12 protein-coding genes are annotated in these 15033 nt (G+C 35.2%); 8 read left to right on the plus strand and 4 right to left on the minus strand.

Annotation, left to right across the window (positions count from 1 at the left end):
- Positions 1–98 precede the first annotated feature (98 nt).
- The gene (locus tag NST38_RS04140; RefSeq protein ID WP_341343792.1) at positions 99–1040 is read right to left on the minus strand and encodes a ketopantoate reductase family protein; all 942 of its coding nucleotides are present in this window, start codon (positions 1038–1040) and stop codon (positions 99–101) included.
- A 149-nt stretch (positions 1041–1189) separates the two neighbouring features.
- Here NST38_RS04140 and NST38_RS04145 point away from each other — a divergent pair, with 149 nt between their 5' ends.
- Positions 1190–1771: a TetR/AcrR family transcriptional regulator gene (locus NST38_RS04145; protein WP_017690637.1), complete on the plus strand. Its 582-nt coding sequence runs from the start codon at positions 1190–1192 to the stop codon at positions 1769–1771.
- A gap of 74 nt (positions 1772–1845) precedes the next feature.
- Here NST38_RS04145 and NST38_RS04150 read toward each other — a convergent pair whose 3' ends face one another.
- The 3 genes from NST38_RS04150 to NST38_RS04160 all read right to left on the minus strand — a co-directional run bounded on the left by NST38_RS04150 (position 1846) and on the right by NST38_RS04160 (position 5205).
- On the minus strand, positions 1846–3513 hold the full coding sequence (locus NST38_RS04150) for a leucine-rich repeat domain-containing protein (RefSeq protein WP_341343793.1): 1668 nt from the start codon (positions 3511–3513) through the stop codon (positions 1846–1848).
- Between the two features lie 382 nt (positions 3514–3895).
- Positions 3896–4738: a GNAT family N-acetyltransferase gene (locus tag NST38_RS04155; RefSeq protein ID WP_341343794.1), complete on the minus strand. Its 843-nt coding sequence runs from the start codon at positions 4736–4738 to the stop codon at positions 3896–3898.
- Positions 4739–4998: 260 nt separating this feature from the next.
- Positions 4999–5205 (minus strand): DUF2536 family protein, encoded by a 207-nt coding sequence (locus tag NST38_RS04160; RefSeq protein ID WP_076329555.1) that lies wholly within the window; start codon positions 5203–5205, stop codon positions 4999–5001.
- Positions 5206–5684: 479 nt separating this feature from the next.
- On the opposite strand from NST38_RS04160, the gene NST38_RS04165 reads away from it, so the two are divergent.
- From NST38_RS04165 to NST38_RS04195, 7 genes are all read left to right on the plus strand, one after another.
- The gene (locus NST38_RS04165; RefSeq protein WP_282319407.1) at positions 5685–6947 is read left to right on the plus strand and encodes a hypothetical protein; all 1263 of its coding nucleotides are present in this window, start codon (positions 5685–5687) and stop codon (positions 6945–6947) included.
- Entirely contained in the window at positions 6916–7380 is a 465-nt protein-coding gene (locus NST38_RS04170; protein WP_163757135.1) for a three component ABC system middle component, read from the plus strand. The genes NST38_RS04165 and NST38_RS04170 overlap by 32 nt, the downstream gene beginning before the upstream one ends.
- Positions 7377–9251: a DUF3732 domain-containing protein gene (locus NST38_RS04175; protein ID WP_341343795.1), complete on the plus strand. Its 1875-nt coding sequence runs from the start codon at positions 7377–7379 to the stop codon at positions 9249–9251. The genes NST38_RS04170 and NST38_RS04175 overlap by 4 nt, the downstream gene beginning before the upstream one ends.
- A 465-nt stretch (positions 9252–9716) precedes the next feature.
- Positions 9717–10631 (plus strand): hypothetical protein, encoded by a 915-nt coding sequence (locus tag NST38_RS04180; protein ID WP_282319405.1) that lies wholly within the window; start codon positions 9717–9719, stop codon positions 10629–10631.
- A 508-nt stretch (positions 10632–11139) separates the two neighbouring features.
- Positions 11140–12675, plus strand: coding sequence for an AAA family ATPase (locus NST38_RS04185; RefSeq protein WP_282319404.1), 1536 nt, complete (start codon positions 11140–11142; stop codon positions 12673–12675).
- Positions 12668–13729: an HNH endonuclease gene (locus NST38_RS04190; RefSeq protein WP_341343796.1), complete on the plus strand. Its 1062-nt coding sequence runs from the start codon at positions 12668–12670 to the stop codon at positions 13727–13729. Before NST38_RS04185 ends, NST38_RS04190 begins: the two co-directional genes overlap by 8 nt.
- Before the next feature lie 308 nt (positions 13730–14037).
- Positions 14038–15012 (plus strand): tRNA dihydrouridine synthase, encoded by a 975-nt coding sequence (locus NST38_RS04195; protein ID WP_341343797.1) that lies wholly within the window; start codon positions 14038–14040, stop codon positions 15010–15012.
- Positions 15013–15033 lie beyond the last annotated feature (21 nt).

The raw sequence follows: 15033 nt of genomic DNA on the forward strand, positions 1-15033 counted from the left end.
AATAAATTACTTTGCCCGAAGCTTCTAAAGCTCGGGCTATAGTTGTTATAACCATTAGTAGAGTTGATGTTGGTCTGAACAATATCAAGTTTTCCAGTTTATCCTTTTTCAATAGCATTGTGTTGTTGCTCAGTGTTTGCAAATGCCGCAGTAAGACGTGGTGAAGGTATACCTAACTTTTTTGCTTCTCTCACAACTTCAAGTACTGCAAAACCGGCTTTACTATTGTTGTATTCAATGAAAAGTCGCGGTAAGTTGCCCTTTGCAAAAATAACCTTGTTAAACAGCGTGCCGAGAAGTGCTGATGGAATTTTGGTCAACATTAGAGTAATCGCGTCCATCTTTGCGCCTCTTGCTTTAAGTACAGGTGCCATTTCCCGCATATTCTTACCAACATTTGCGAATGAGTCACGATGATTCATAAGTGCTGGAAAACTTCCCCGTTTTAACACCTCGGTCTCCATCGCCGCATTCACGGCAAAGTGATTCCATAGCCAGCTTTGCATATCCTTTATCCAATTGATTTTAAAATGGGCGCTTTCAAATAGTTCTTTGACCTTGTTGTTTATCTGTTCCGTGCCTACACGTGGTTTTTCCAGAAATATCGTTTTTAAGAAGCCGCCCCTAAGCTTATTGTCCTCAATGCCGCCTCCTGCTCCTGGGAAACCAAAGACAACATTGTTCATAGACAAGGGCAAGATCGATGATTTTAAATCCTGCCAAATATTATTGAAAATAAGGATCGGGGTGTTACCCGCGGTAGTCGATAGTAATTGTGCTGCTTCGGGAAGTTGTTTCGTGTTGACACTCGCAATAATAAGATCGTAATTTGGGCTTATCTCCTCATGCAGCTTGACTTTCCAGTTTTCCTTGATTAACCGTTTCGCTCTTCGTGCGTCCCACATTTCAAGCGCTATATGACTTCCGAAGGTTTCTTTTCTCCCTTTTCTAACGTAAAACTCAACGGTGTGGCCTGCCTTTTCGAAAGCCCACGCGTATTGGGTCGATATTACACCTCTACCGAAAAATAAAATTCTCATCTTAGCCTCCTAATAATCAATATTCATCCTTGTTGATGATCCAACAACGTGTTGTATAATATTATTGTATTGATTCACTATACGGTCATCAACCATCAGATTTTTAATATCTGTCGGATAATTGATCGAACAGCAAACGGAGGAAAATAATGAAAAAGCAACCTGAAATTACGGACAAAACAAGGCAGACATTCATAAATGTATTCTGCGATTTATATAGCCAAAAACCCATCGAAAAAATATCTATTCAAGAGATTGCTAACCAATCAGGATATAATCGGAGTACATTTTATCAATACTTTACAGATATCTATGAGTTGTTGGACTGCGTTGAGGAGCGTATTTTGAAATCCATTAAGGAGGAAATGGCAGGCAGAGAGTTTTCTACACATACTATTCAAGATGCACTTCAATGCTTAGAAAATGCAGAGGAGATTTCAGTTCTTAAAGCTATATTGGGCGACTATGGTTCTGTTCATTTTGTGGAACGCTTGAAAAGAGAAATTCCCTTTGAGCGATTGATTGTGGATTTTCCAACAGATGATGTCTTGGCACCATATATCATTGAGTTTTACATTTCAACATTAATATCTATGTTTCGTCTTTGGATACGCAACGACAAAGATCTATCGTCGGAGGAATTGATCAAACTGATCGATAGTCTATTTTCAAAGGGGATAACACCGTATCATATCTTTGGCACGGTCAATCCGCAGCGTTCTGGAGTGTAGCGATGTTGGTTAGAAGCTAAACATAAACAGAAGGGGTTCGAGAATTTATACATAATTCTCGAACCCCTTCTTGTCTAATACACATGCACACTCGCGCCAACCACAGATTTGTTTTGTACGGAATTACCGGATAGATATACCTTTTGCAGATTAGGCAGCTGGCTTAGGGTCTCGATATTGGAAATGGCATTGTTCTCGAGATGAAGTTCCTCTATGGCCTGCCAGTTACTCATGAATTCTAAAGAATCCAAATTGCTATCCTGCATGGTGAAGGAACGTAGAGCGGACATGTTGGCAAAGTAAGGCATCATTTGATCAATTTCAGTAACAGAGGTATTGTTCATGCTAAAATATGACTGGTTTAAGGTCAAATGTTCAAGTACGCTGTTCTTCGCGGCCGCCTTTTGTTCAAAGTTCAGCCTACACTCGTAGCACACCAGAGATTTCACCTGCTTCAAACGAAATAAGGCATCGCTTTCCTTGAACAGTGACGAGTCGTAAATGTTTAAGGTCTCTAGGCGGGACAAGCCGTCCAGGGCGGCAAGACGGGTTATTTCATCGATCTCCCAGAGCGAGAGTTGCTCCAGTTTCGGGAATTTCCCCAGCGCAGCCAAGTTCAATTCCCCACTTCCGCCACGGAGCGTCAGACTGGTTGTAACCGGGGCCTTTAGCCCGGGGAGAAAGGAGCTTGGAATTTCCACTCGCTCTACTTTAGGCAGTGTCAGCGCTTCTGCATTCTCGTAGTAGCCGGACAACGTTAATTCCCGCAAAGAGGGCAGACTGTTTATGGCCTTTACCGAGCCAAGCTCACTTAGAGAAGCCAGGCGTAGTGTGGTAATAGAGTTTTTGCCGGTCAAGCGCTCCAGACTGGAGAAGTTTACATTTTCAATATCTAACGTTTGTAGAGCAGGCATATTTTGCACAAAGTCGATGGACTTTACATTCGTTAAATAGGACAACTGAAGCTCCTGAAGCTGGGTCAAGGCATACAGCGGCTGCAGGTCTGTGGTTTCACTGTACTGTATAGACAAGGATGATAACCCGGTCATGGACGACAACCATCCGAGTTCATCGACAAAGGTGAGCGATAGGGACTTGATTGGCAATTGGTTTAACAAGTGAAAATCTGTTACGGACTCATCCACATAGGTAATGGATAAAGAGTTCAGATTGGGGAATTCCAGCAGCATGGCCAACTCCTGATTGCTGCGAAGCTGAGTGGTAAGCTCCGTAATTTTAGACTTGTCGCCAAAGTAGCCCGAAAATGTACTAAAGGATTCGTTAAAAGCGCCAGCATAACTTTTTAATCCGGGCATATGGGCCAGAGTGGTTTGGTCCGTCTGGGATATTTCATAGGTATTCGTCAGGTCCAATGCCGTCAGTCCCTTAAAAGCTTCAAAATCTCGCTGATCAATCCGCTGGCTATTCAGTTTCTTGTCCTGAGTAATATAAGTGATCTTCTCGGCTTTTTCATCGCTGAAGGGATCGGAGAGGCTATATGTAAACTTCCACTGATCATTCTCCGAATGCTCTACGGTTAAATAGCGAATACGAGCCAATTCCTCCTCTGTCGGCAAGGCAGACCCTTTATCGAAGATATCTCGCAAAAGTGAGAGCAGAACCTCGCTTTCAGGCATCTTTCGTACAGGCAGATTGGCTTCTGTTTTTGGATAGGTGGAGCTGTTGCTATAATAAAAATATGTACCGATCGCGCCAGTTAGGACTAACATCAGTATCAGCATTACCTTTACGGAGGCAGTCTGCTTCGGTGGTACTTTAGGGGGCGTTCCATGGTAATGATTAATAGTCTGGTCTACGTAATAGACATGATTTTGCTTCAATAAAAGTTCTGTTTCACAATAGGGACACTTTAAAACCTCATCCTTCTTGTATTCAATTCTTCCGTTGCAATTGGGGCAGTTTAGCGGGATAAACGCCACGAATGTCCCCTCCTTCATTATGATGGTCATAAGATCATGCTGAACGGTCATCTGATTTCATTATACTTTGTGAATTTACGTTTGATGAGAGAAAGAAGTTTCACATAACGAAGGAGCAGGGAATCCTGCTCCTTTTTGATCTTTTTTAAGTATGGTCTGGTGGTAGGTCTTATTAAATAAATCATCAAGCAATAGATGTAATCGGATGTTTAACGTGCACAGGGTAGAGATGTTCACCATGAGTTCTTACAAATAAACCTTCATTGGTGATCGAACTTTTTAGAACGATATCATCTGTTGCATCTGCAATCTTATCCAAGATATCTTTCATATTCATTTCGTTTAAGCTAACAACGTCGAAGAGCTCAATATGATTGTCTTCTTTCTGATAAATAACAATGATGTTCTCGTTTTCCAAGTAATAAATATCATCACTAAAAACATTCAGGCAATAAAACATGAGTATCCCTTGAGCATGCTGGGTTGCGAAATGGCGAGAAACAGGCAATCTTTCCGATGCCAATTTTTGAATAAGACGTAAATCATCCGCGTTAGTAACATTTAGTTTTCGGATGTTCGCAGGCTCAGGTGATTTTTTTGCCGTATAATTTATTGAAAAAAGATGTTCTTCCACAGGCGTAAACCCAAACTTGGGGTAAAAATCAAGCACCGATTCATTGGCAAAAAGGTACATGTAATCGTACTTGTTCTCGTATTCCTCTAAAACTTTGTTCATTAAACGTGTAGAGAGTCCTTTCCCCCGATAATCAGGATGTGTCATCACCGTGCCGATTTGAATCGCTTTTTTCTTCTCACCGTGAATGATGAGCTCAAGGATGTTAACAGAAACGTTGGCAATAACCTGGTCTCCATCGACATATGAATAAGGGATGTAACGCTCGCCCCAGTATCCTTGTTGATACCAATCTTCAAAATTGATCTCAAACGTGTTGACAGCAAGCTCGAAAAAACTCTTGCGCAGCACTTCATTGTTTTTATAATTCTTCATAAATATTAATTCTTGCATGGTATTACCCCCTTAATCCTCAAAAATGACTGTTTGTAAAGTGGTACGATCCCGTATTTAACTATGTAAAGTATGATTACAGGTAAAATTCTGCTTATAAGTTGTTGTTGGTTAAGCAGGAGTTGTAACAAGAGAAAGTGGAGTTTGATATGGAAAGAGACGCGAGCGAATTCGCGTCTTCTTTTTTGCATGCTTTATAGGATATGCTTAAATGCAATTGCGTCAGTGAACTGTTTTTCACTATTGAAAATCTTGGTCCATTAATTTACGGCAAAATGCACGATTGCACTATATAACATCTTGTTGCGAAAAGGGTCAAACGTTACTTGATGTTGAACTTGCTTCACGCGCAGCATTAATGCTTTGTTCATTCCGATTCGTTCTTCGATCGCTCGTTCCAGTTCACGGAAGTCATAAGCCTGTAAGCATTCGACTTTGTCTTTGATCATATCCAGTGAAATTTCCATGTTTGTTTCAGGCCTCCCCCTGTCATGATTTGCAGGTACAAAAGCCTGCCGAACTTTTATTGTAGAGGAGTTAGTACCGTTGGGCAAGAGCGAACAAAGCGAATAATTAGAACCATGGATGTGGCTTGATATCTATTATTGGGAAGCAAACTAGAAAGGTAGAGTTATGCTTCAAATAATCACTAATAAACTCGTGCTGAAAATGGAAAGATGACTGTTTTGTAGCGTATTCTTTTATATGTAACCAACGGTGGAATGCAATTCTGAGCTGTTTTTCTACAAGGGTTTATTCATACTGAACAGAGGATTAAGTGCAAGATGTATAAGACGATTTTAAGAAATGATTCTTTAAGTTAAAAAAAATGGAGTAATAAACTATGGAAAATGATGTATTGTTGATGTTGAATTTTTGATGTGAGAAAGGAAACTATTGGAATTTGTCGAATCTAATCAAAAAGGCATAGATAGAGGTGGTATTATTGAAAAATTTTCAGGATAAAACAAATGCAGAAGATAAATCAATAGGTTTTGATTATCAATATTATTATTTTCTTTATCTATTACTAGATCTGGAAGAAGGCCAGAAAATAGGTATTGAAGTTAAAGACGATGTACATATCGATTTGAATGATGGTTCGCAAGTCTTACTGCAATTGAAACATTCAATACAAACTAATGCTTCAGGAAAAGCTATTAATCTAACTGAACGGGACAGTGACTTGTGGAAAACACTTTTTAACTGGGTCAGTATAATAAATGATCCGCTAGATGGGAGGTCAAAAAGTGATGAGCAACTTGCTTTTATAGAGCAAACTTCATTCATACTCGTTTCAAACAAGGCTAGTAATGAGAGTAACAAATTCCTACAAAAAATTAAATGCTTTAAACAGAAGTCAATTAATATCTTGGAAGTAAAGGGATACTTAGAGGAATTACAATCAACCACCTCTGATGAGGATATTAGGAAGTATGTTGAATCGCTTAAAAAACAAACACAAAAGTGGCTTACTAAGTTTCTTACTAAACTTGAATTTGAACTAGATCAAGACGATTTGATTTTAAAAATAAAAAGCAGAATCAAAGGGAAGCAGGTAAAAGAATCAAAAATTGAGGATGTATTTAATGCTGTGGACAGTAATTTAAGACAACGTAACTACATCAATACTAAATCGAAAGTTAAAAATGTAATTAGCTTTGAAGAGTTTTACCATGATTTTCATTTATACTTTGATAAAGGTAGAAATGACAAGTTACCCATAAATAAAAACCCCATTCACTTTGATAAGCCGATAGAAGAACAAGTATTTATTAAACAACTTATTGACATTTTAGCATTAGATAAGACTGCAACTTCGGAAATGCTTAGACTTGCAAGTTCTATGTTACAGATCAATAACCATTTGAAGGATTGGCTTAATAGAGGACTTATAGTGCAGGAACAAATCGATGAATTCAACAATGACTGTATTGCAAGGTGGAGAAATTGTCATGACGAAGTCCATCGAGAAATTAATTTGGATTTAAAAATGTTTGGAACAGCGCCCTCAGAAAAGGATATCGTATTGGCTGCTCTGAAGTGCTTAGACGCTGTTAGAAAAAATGAACTTGTCTTTGATGAGACAGCGCTTGATACTGAATTGAGTAATGGTCAATTTTATTTGTTGTCCAATGAGCCCTTAATTGGGTGGCGAATTGACTGGGAGGAAAAGTATGAGCATGATACCCCCAAAGAATCTATATAATAATGAAATGATTGGTGCAATAGCTATTTATTCAGTGCTTTTTCATTTACAAACCATAAGCGTCGCTAAATCAATGCTTATATTCCCTTTTATTTCGCATCAAGGCACACTCGATTTCTTGAAAAATAACAACACTACCTTGCGTAGTCTTGAGGAATTTATAATAAAAAAGCCCGATTTCTTTTCAAATTATAACGACCGTTACTATTCACTTCTGACTTTGTCAGTGAATTCAATCATATTACTTAAAGAGATGGAACTTATAAGAATAAAGAATTCTGAAATTTCTATTAACCCAGAAAAAAAACTTGCTATAAACAAAGAGGCGTATGGACTAAGAGCGTTCCATATATCAATAGCTGGGAAAAAATTATCTGAAATTCTTAATGACAATGACAAGAACCTATACCTACAATTGAAGGTGAAATTATGAGATTCGTAATTAATGAAATGAATTTGTGGCTCAAAAATAAAAAGATACGTTCAATCCCCTTTTTTGAGAACAAAATAAATGTAATTACAGGTGAAAGTGGTACAGGCAAGTCCGTAATTATTGATATTGTAGATTATTGTTTCTTTGCCAGTAAAACAAAAATACCTGATGAAAAAATTAATGAAAATATCAATTGGTACGGACTTAAATTTGAGATAAACGATAAGCAATATGTAATTGCTAGAGGGGCGTTAAGTGAAAATCGAAAAGTAAGTTCATCATACTATTTCTCCCCAATCGGTGAGGTTCCAAATGAGCCTACTCCAAACATTACCGAAGATGAATTAAAAGCTGTAATCGAAAAGGAGTTTTCGATTGATAGCAATGTAACTATCCCATACAGTGGGAAAAAATTAAAGGCTGGAAGTAAAATATCGCTACGATATTTCTTTTTATTTAATACACAATCTGGAGATACTATTGACCATAGTGAAGTTTTCTTCGATAAACAAAATGATGAAAAATACAAAGAAGCCCTTCATAGAATATTTGACCTAGCTATTGGAATTGATACCGTTAATAACATAATAATTAAGGACAAGATTAATACATTAGAAAAAGACATATTGAAATTGGAGCGACGAAAAAATGCTATCTTAAAAGAAAATAGTGTATTTGATAGTGAGCTAAGATCTATAGTTAAACAGGCAAAAGAATACGATTTAATTTCACTTGAAACAAATAGCTTAAATGAGGATATAGGTAACTTACAGCATGTAGTTGAAAATGTTCAATTTTTAAATACTTCCGAAAATATGAAGGAGCTTGAAAAATTACAAAAAAAGAAGAATGAAATCAAGCATAAAATTAGAAGTTATAATAAATTTAAAAATGAGTATAGTGGATTCAAAAAACTTCAGTCGGAGACATTTGAAAGTCTCAAGCCAGTAGATCATCTAAGAGAAAATTACGGACATCTTATACAACATCCTATTCTTATTGAATTGCTTGACTTTCTTGAAACTGAAATGAATAAGATTAAGAAGGATATAAGTAACAAAAGGCCATTTGACATAAATTTAGATGATGATCTTAAAAAATTAACAAAGCAACTTGATGAAATTCAAAAAGATATAGATAAAGTTCCGCAAAACAAAAAATCTTTTAACACAGAAATTGAAAAATTCGTATTCATCGGGGAAATAAAATCTAAATTAAGGTTATTTAAACATGGAGATCAAGAGATATTCAATGAAGAGGATCTAGATAAAAAGAAAGATGAACTTGAACAACTTAAATCAAAACTTGAGACAGAAATTATTGATAGAAGTTTAGTTATCAGGTTGCTAGAAGAACTGGTTCAAAGATATCTAGACAAATCTTCTAATGCACTTGGAATCTACAAGGATTATCAATCTGTATTTGATTATAAAACCAAGGTTTTACAGTTGAAAAAACCTACTGCACTTGTCCCTTCTGTTGTAGGAAGTAGTTCAAATCATATGTTCATGCATCTTTGTTTCATGCTTGGAATACATGAGTTGATTATAAAACAAGGTGCTCCTTATGTTCCAAGTCTGTTAATCTTTGATCAGCCTAGTAGGCCATATTACGGTGAGGAAGGAAACAAGAAAAACACAAAAAAATGGTCACAGATACCACAAGATGATAGAACCAAAATAACGATTGCTTTTACCGTACTTAACGACTTTATAACTCATATGAATGAATTATATGGCCAATCGTTTCAGATGATAGTATTTGAACACATTCCAGAGTCAATATGGAAGTCAGCCAATTTAAATAATGTTATCTTAGTCGATCAAGAATTTAGGGATGGTAATGCTCTTATTCCGGAAGATCTTTTGTAATGTTTTTATTATGATTTTTAATTATGCCAAGTAGTCTAAAAAGATTTTCTGATAACCATGGTGGCGGTAATTTGACAACATCGCCACCACGCCAAAATGACAAGTATATTCAACGTGTAAAACTCAACACGGGTCTGGAATATATAACGGTGTAATTACCGGGGAATGGCGATGGATAATAGAAGTGACTACATATACCCTCAAGGTGTGTTCAGTTAGAGAACTATTTAAGTCCAAATAATAACATTTTATTTTTAAGACACTGATAATAGAACTTTATTTCTAGGATTTTCTTCTTACATCGAAGAAGAGTGAATTTTCTTTTTTGAGTTTGAAAAGCGTTTAAAGAGATCAAGAACGTTATGTTTAAAGTTTAAAGAGGGAATGCTTTAGTAGTTGTAGTTGGACGAGTTTTCTAATTAATTGTGTTATTTTACTATTCTAATAAAGGGCAGTGAAGAGAGAATGCGAATACTTGTGTGTGAAGAGCTAATTAATGACCTTAAAGTAAATATTAAAAAGATTAATGATATGTCTTTACAATTGGACGATAATAACTACGAGGCGTTTTTTGTTTATTCATTCGCTTTATTTGAAAGTGGCATTTGTGAAGTTTTACGCCGTATATTGGCAGCTTTTCCCGAAAAACTATCAGATGAAAAGCAGCCTAAACTTAAACATTCGGATATTTTCGATAATATTTATTCACCAAATTTCATAATCGATACTATTATTAATGCGGAAATAAAATCTATTTCGAAAGGTAATGCGTTAGCCTTATTAAATAAAGCCCAGAGTCTCATTGCAATTGAATTACCTTTTGATAGAGCTGTAATGGAAGAGGTTTCAGTGTATAGGAATAGACTCGCACATGATAATACTATGTCAAACAGAGAATATCTCCTAGGAGTAAGAACTTTAAATAATAATATCTTTTCTCTTGATAAAGCTAAGTTTTTTATAGATATTTTAACCAAAGTTCTATCAGAATTTGAGTTATGTCTAAAAACAAAGTATCAGAAGTATACAAAATTTAAACTTATAAAAGAACTATGGGGAGAAATCTTTACTACTCCTTTACTAAGATTTGAAGATTGTATATTGATTAGGCAAAGCACATTTGATAAGGGTGCAAACGTAGTTGGTATAAATTTTGATCATTTAGACAAGGTAGTGAAATCAACCTCTTCAAGTGAAAAATTCTTTTTATCCTTTTTATTGCAGCAATATTCAGGTAGCATAAATGATCGATATTTTAAGTTTAATGATATCCCCGGTTTAGTATCGATAACTTCTAATACTAATATAAGTAAAATTTTATACGTATTTAATATTTACCCTAACCTATTCAATGGGATAAGTATCGATGGTGCCTCTTAACGTGGGTCAGTCATTTAAGTCATACCAATTTACCGCAATCATAAATAATTGAATTCCATTGATGCTTGAGCTACTATGCATTTGTTGGAAATTACTAAACTATACTCTGAACAATTTACTGGTTGACTATAATCTTGTCCCAGTATGGTTTAACCAAGAAAAGAAGGTCCAATAAATGATAAAAGTAATAAATGATTCAAAGGTAATGCCAAATCAATATTTACCCAATATGGAATGTCGGAGAAGAAAAATTACAATTAGAAATACAGTTTAAATTTTGGGTATTGATATTGAACAGTACAGGCAAAGTGACAAACTTTTTAATTTCATCTTCCTAGTTTAGGAGAGCAGTCTGGATATAGACTGTACTTCCTACCCATTTGTAGGGATGGTTTAGAGTTCATAATTGATGCTGAGATTTGTATATATTTAATGTAACTATTCCCCATAGTTAAGTTCGTTCGAAGAGTTAGTGAATAATAAATACGAATAATAAAGGAGAGAGGAAATGTTTTTAAAGCAAATTGAGGTTGATAAATTTAAGAAGTTAGAAAATTTTAAATTAATATTTCCTGAATCTAATATATTGGATTTGGAGAATGACAAGAAAATGAAGCTTTCTGTAATAGTTGGGGAGAATGGAACTGCTAAAACTACTATTTTTCAATTAATAATCAATAGCTTTGCTAAAACTTTAGATAAAGACTTTGATGCAACAAATTATAAAGTGGAATACTTATTGGATAATAATGAATATATAAAAACAAAAGACTATAAAGAATCTATAGAACTTCCATCGAGTATAGTAGTTTCCTCATATACTCCAATTGATAAACTAGACATTGAGAGTAATCATCATAGTTATAGTAATATATCTATAATAAAAGCAAATATAAATGTAAAAAGTGTTAAAGTCATAGCAACACGTATATTGAAAAAGTTTGCTTCAAATGAATTTGAAGAAGTTTACTCAATTTTGAAATATATAGGTTACGAAAAAAGAGAAATATATTTTGAATTATCAGATTATCAAATAAAAAGTAATTATGCTTTAAATAAGGTAATAAAAAAGTTGAATGTCATGAAAGATGAAGAATATAACTTTAATCTCGTGAACTTGGACGTAAAACTAGAAGATCGAGTATATGAATATAATGAAATACTAGAGGAATTTTCAAGATGTTTAGGCATTCGTTATAGGAGTATGTTTCCGAAAAAAGTTGAAAGGTACCTCTCTTCTCCTCACAGACCCTTGAGGGGGATGGAAAATATAAGTTTCAAAGACGAATTTTACATTGCGGAAGCAATATTTATTTTGGAAAAGTTTTCAATACTCTTAAAAGCTTCAAAAAATATTGAATCATACAAAAAGGAAAAGGAAATCAAATTAATATCAATAGTAGATGTTAATTATTATCCTGGTGGAAAAGAAAAATTACTAATAGATATTGAGTTTATGGAGTCATTTTCTATAGATTTATTATCTGATATATGGTTTCAGACTGATTTTGATAAGGATACCATTCCACTTTCAATGTTAAGTTCTGGAGAACTTAGTATGTTTATGAGATTTTTTGATTTACATGAATATGTGAACCATAATTCAATTGTTTTAATTGACGAACCTGAAACCCATTTACATCCGAAATGGATAAGAGGTTACATAAAGACATTAATAGATTTATTAGGAAATAGAAAATGTCATGTGATCATTGCAACACATTCACCTTTAATAGTTTCTGATGTAACAAAGAACTGTATTATTGGATTGAAAAAAAATAAATATGACATCAAACAATTCAAAATTGATGATAAAACATTAGGTTTAAATTATGAAGAAGTGCTTTCTGAAATATTCGATCTTGAAGATTTTAAAGGTGAGATGATTAATGAATATATAGACGTGATAGATAGGTTACTAGAACTCGGGAATTTCGATAAAGCTTTAAAAATATATGCACAAATTGGAGATAGCGAGATAAAGTACCAGTTATTTTTAAAACTAAAAGCATTCAAAGAATTAAAAGGTGATAGACATGTATAAAGTAGAGTGGTCAGAAGAAATGGAAATTTTAATTGGTCCTTACCATGACTTCATCTGTGAGGTACTGAAATTTGTAAATGAGGAACCTAAATTCATAGTAAAACAAGATTCTGATACAAGCGTTTTGAAGAAAAAGATGCAGACCATGGTAAAAGATGAGAGTAATATATATAGTTTTTTTGAAGTAGCAATTAGAACAAATTTAAAAGAATACATTTGTGAATTGAAATATGAAGGCATAAATTTATTAGATCAGTATAATGAATTTGTTGATAATTATGAGAATTTTCTTTCTTTAGAGTGGAATGCTAACATCACATATTCTAAACAAGTAACAGAAGCATTCGAGTATTTTTATACAGATTTAATTCACGGGAAAATTTTTAATGATTTAATTGGTGAATCTAATGCAATAAAAGAATTTAGGGAAAGAATAACTCTTGAAAGTACCTGTCCATATTGCGATATTCATGATATGGAATTTGATATAGCTTCCATAGATCACTTTATTCCTAAAGCGCGTTATCCATTATTGGCAATTTATCCAAAGAACTTAGTGGTAGCATGTTCAGCTTGTAATGATAGAATAAAAAAAGAAAAATTATATTTACCAATAATCCATCCATATTTTAATAACTTAGACGATTATTTTTGTTTCACTTATAAGAATAATGTTATTGAGTTCGAATTTTTAGATCATATATCAGTTGGAGATAGAGAGAAAGTTGAGAATTTCTTCAAACTTTTTAATATAGAAAAAAGGTACAATAGATATTGCCAAAAAAAATTAAAAAGGTTAAAAGAAGAAATCCAACGTAATGTAATTAAACTGATTAAAAGCTCCAAAGATATAACCATCGGTGAAATAGAATCAAATATTAGAGAAGAAATATGTGAACAATATAATTATATTTTAAAGGAAAAAAAGATAGACCCTTTAACGAAGCTAAGATTAGATTACCTTAAACAAATGAGTAAAGAAGATTTATCAGATCTTAGTCTGTATATAGCTAATGAAAATAGTTACAAACCAATCGCTTTTGGTATGAACTGATATACAAACCTTAATGAGTTAGATGTATAGTGCGAAAGGAAAAGTATAATGGAGGCAGCATCCCTTTATTTATGCCAGTCCATAGAAAAGCATTACTCCTGTTCAGGTTGTAATGTATTCATTTTGATGTGCCATTAACATATAATGCTGTTTGAACTACGTTTCGGTCACATGGTATAAATGAAGATGGTGTAAGTGAAGAAGTAGCAATAAACATGTATTTCGAATGATACACAAGCAAATGAATAAATTATTCTACTATTTTCGGGATAGAGAAATGTCCTGGTTTATATAGAGGAGCTTTTGAGATGACAAAGGAAAACTTTTGGCGTGAATTGCCACGACCATTTTTTATACTGGCACCCATGGAAGATGTGACGGATGTGGTGTTTCGGCATGTCGTAGGTGAAGCGGGAAGACCAGATGTGTTTTTTACGGAGTTTGCGAACACAGAGAGTTATTGTCACCCGGAGGGGCACCATAGTGTGCGCGGGCGTCTGACTTTTACAGCGGACGAACAGCCGATTGTGGCTCATATCTGGGGAGATAAACCGGAATTCTTTCGTGAGATGAGTATCGGTATGGCGAAAGAAGGATTTAAAGGCATCGATATCAATATGGGTTGTCCGGTAGCGAATGTAGCCGAGAATGGAAAAGGAAGCGGCTTGATCTGCCGACCAGCCCTTGCGGCGGAGATTATTCAGGCGGCGAAAGCCGGGGGGCTGCCGGTCAGTGTAAAAACGCGTCTTGGATTTACTGAGGTAGACGAATGGCGTGACTGGTTAACCCATATCTTGCAACAGGACATTGTGAATCTGTCCATTCACCTGCGGACGAGAGAAGAAATGAGTAAAGTAGACGCTCACTGGGAGCTCATTCCGGAGATCAAGAAACTTCGTGATGAGATAGCGCCCAATACACTGCTGACGATTAACGGGGATATTCCTGACCGTGAGACAGGCCTGAGACTCGTGGAGCAATATGGCGTGGATGGTATTATGATTGGACGCGGTATTTTCCAGAATCCGTTTGCTTTTGAGAAGGAGCCAAAGGAACACAGCAGCACGGAATTGCTTGATTTGCTACGGCTGCATTTGGATCTCCATGATCAATATTCCGAGCTTGAACCACGTTCGTTCAGCCCGCTGGCCCGTTTTTTCAAAATCTATGTTCGTGGCTTCCGCGGTGCTAGTGAGCTGAGAAACAGCTTGATGAACGCCAAGACCACTTCTAAAGTACGCGAATTGCTCAATGAGTTTGAAAGTAATGAACAGGCGGAGTAGAGTAAGACGTAATCATGGATA

This window comes from Paenibacillus sp. FSL H8-0104 (assembly GCF_038050215.1).
In the GTDB taxonomy this organism is placed as follows: Bacteria; Bacillota; Bacilli; order Paenibacillales; family Paenibacillaceae; genus Paenibacillus; species Paenibacillus amylolyticus.

Excerpts from the sequence above, each read along its gene's own strand:
- NST38_RS04145 (WP_017690637.1), top strand. The coding sequence starts at position 1,190 with ATGAAAAAGCAACCTGAAATTACGGACAAAACAAGGCAGACATTCATA.
- NST38_RS04185 (WP_282319404.1), top strand. The coding sequence starts at position 11,140 with ATGTTTTTAAAGCAAATTGAGGTTGATAAATTTAAGAAGTTAGAAAAT.
- NST38_RS04190 (WP_341343796.1), top strand. The coding sequence starts at position 12,668 with ATGTATAAAGTAGAGTGGTCAGAAGAAATGGAAATTTTAATTGGTCCT.
- NST38_RS04140 (WP_341343792.1), bottom strand. The coding sequence starts at position 1,040 with ATGAGAATTTTATTTTTCGGTAGAGGTGTAATATCGACCCAATACGCG.
- NST38_RS04175 (WP_341343795.1), top strand. The coding sequence starts at position 7,377 with ATGAGATTCGTAATTAATGAAATGAATTTGTGGCTCAAAAATAAAAAG.
- NST38_RS04170 (WP_163757135.1), top strand. The coding sequence starts at position 6,916 with ATGAGCATGATACCCCCAAAGAATCTATATAATAATGAAATGATTGGT.
- NST38_RS04195 (WP_341343797.1), top strand. The coding sequence starts at position 14,038 with ATGACAAAGGAAAACTTTTGGCGTGAATTGCCACGACCATTTTTTATA.
- NST38_RS04150 (WP_341343793.1), bottom strand. The coding sequence starts at position 3,513 with ATGCTGATACTGATGTTAGTCCTAACTGGCGCGATCGGTACATATTTT.
- NST38_RS04160 (WP_076329555.1), bottom strand. The coding sequence starts at position 5,205 with ATGGAAATTTCACTGGATATGATCAAAGACAAAGTCGAATGCTTACAG.
- NST38_RS04155 (WP_341343794.1), bottom strand. The coding sequence starts at position 4,738 with ATGCAAGAATTAATATTTATGAAGAATTATAAAAACAATGAAGTGCTG.
- NST38_RS04180 (WP_282319405.1), top strand. The coding sequence starts at position 9,717 with ATGCGAATACTTGTGTGTGAAGAGCTAATTAATGACCTTAAAGTAAAT.